1 protein-coding gene is annotated in these 2,078 nt (G+C 47.1%); it reads left to right on the forward strand.

Annotation, left to right across the window (positions count from 1 at the left end; genetic code table 11):
- Positions 1–415: 415 nt before the first annotated feature.
- Positions 416–1,525, forward strand: coding sequence for a Fic family protein (locus tag KIH41_RS17995; protein ID WP_214163334.1), 1,110 nt, complete (start codon positions 416–418; stop codon positions 1,523–1,525).
- Positions 1,526–2,078 lie beyond the last annotated feature (553 nt).

The raw sequence follows: 2,078 nt of genomic DNA on the forward strand, positions 1-2,078 counted from the left end.
GATCCGCGAAGCGATGATCGGGAAATAACCTTCTAAACGCCGGAGCTATTTACTTCGTCTTTCCGCTCCTAATTCACGTTTCACATCCCCCTGCCCCCTCCCGATTCGCTCCGCTGCTCGGGACAAGCTGTGTCCTTCGTTACCCATTTAATTTCAGCCTAGCGTCGCCTCGCGCTTTTCTAAACCCCTAAACCTCCCGATCCGCGCAGCGATGATCGGGAAATAAACACCTAAACGCCAAATCCTTTTCTCCGCGAAGAGGCCTTTGTGCAACTTCGTGAAAACTTTGTGTCCTTCGTGACCCATTTTTAGTCCTGCGTCGCTTTGCGATTACTAAACTTTATGAGCCGATTATACATTGTAATCGGCTCATAATTTGACTATATTTGAGCCGATTAAGTTAAATAATTGGCTCATGCAATATAATTGGCAACATAAAGACTGGCCAAACTTCCACTATGATGTAGATGATCTATGGGCAATGATCACGGAATTCAGCTTTGAATGGGCCGAGATGAAGGGGTTGAACCTGGGGTTGTCAAAGAAATTGGAAGAGGAAACCATGATAGACATGATGGTTTCCGAGGCCATCAAGTCATCTGCAATAGAAGGGGAATTTTATAGCCGGGAAGACGTCATGTCTTCCATCAAAAACAAGCTGGGCCTTTCTCACAATCCAATTAAAATCAAAGACCGAAATGCCTCAGGTATTTCGGAACTCATGGTAATGGTAAGAAAAACCTATATGAAACCTTTGAGTGTCGAGATGCTAAAAGATTGGCATACCGCGTTGATGGGCAAAGCCAGAAATCTTGAAATAGGCGATTGGCGGAAAGGCCAAGAAGCCATGCAGGTAATCTCCGGCCCACTCGGTAGAGAAACAGTCCATTTTGAAGCACCTCCTTCAAACCTGGTCCCTGCCGAGATGGATAGGTTTGTGAAATGGTTTAATTCCTCCATAACCCCAGGCAATGAGGATATTACGGAGGCACTGCTTAAATCCGCTATTTCACATCTGTTTTTTGAAAGTATTCATCCATTTGAGGATGGAAACGGAAGGATTGGAAGGGCCATTGCCGAGAAGGCTTTGTCCCAAAATCTTAAAGCCCCTGTACTCCTCAGCCTTTCCAGAACCATCACCAATGACAAAAACGCCTATTATGAAGCCTTAAAAGAAGCTCAAGGGTCCCTGAACATCCAAAATTGGTTAAGGTATTTCATTCAGATCGTCATAGATGCCCAGCGCGATGCAAAGAACCTGGTGGCCTTTACACTGAAAAAAGCGCGCTACTTTGACCTCTACCAAGACAAGTTGGAGGAGCGTCAACTGAAGGTGCTCCGGAAAATGTTCGATGCAGGACCTGCTGGTTTTAGCGGTGGAATGAGCGCCAAAAAGTACATGTCCATCACCCAAGTTTCAAAGGCCACCGCCACCCGTGACCTCCAACACCTTCACCAAATCAGCGCCCTACTTCAGGAAGGGGCGGGAAGATCTGTGAGGTATAATTTAAACCTGGATGTATAAGCTAAAGTCCCATAGACCGCGGACCGTGGACAAAAACACCTTTGCGCTCTTCCTTTTGACTTTGCGCCCTTAGTGCCTCTTTTATTTACGTGGGTAAATGGGTACCAAGTACCAGGTACCAAGTACAAAGTATCCACATCATCATAGGTTGGTTGGGAGCCCATTTAATGCGGCAAAGCCATTCACCGCCCCTATTCTCGCACCCTCCCTCCGAGCTTCGCTCTTCGGATGGGGTATCAAAACTGTTGTCCCGAGGCTGCGCCTCGGGACGATAGAAATGGAGGCTTTGCCTCCCAAACGTAACTCTCCGCCGCGAATACCTGGTACCTGGTACGTTGTACTTGGTACCCCAAAATCATTTATTCCAACTCCGAAAAGGCCGTTGAGCCCTTTCCCCTTGGTGCTACTTATTTTTTACTTATTCGACCCTGCCTTTGCCTGGCAGGCAGGTTTGTGACCCATTTGCTTCCGCGAAGAGGCCTTTTCCCTTCGTGCGACTTATTTTTTAACTTATTCGACTTTGTGACCAATTTCAATTTGGCGTCGCCTCGCG

Source organism: Litoribacter ruber (assembly GCF_018500185.1).
Taxonomy (GTDB): domain Bacteria; phylum Bacteroidota; class Bacteroidia; order Cytophagales; family Cyclobacteriaceae; genus Litoribacter; species Litoribacter ruber.

What these genes read in the sequence shown, in the direction of transcription:
- KIH41_RS17995 (WP_214163334.1), top strand. Translation starts at nt 416, where the DNA reads ATGCAATATAATTGGCAACATAAAGACTGGCCAAACTTCCACTATGAT.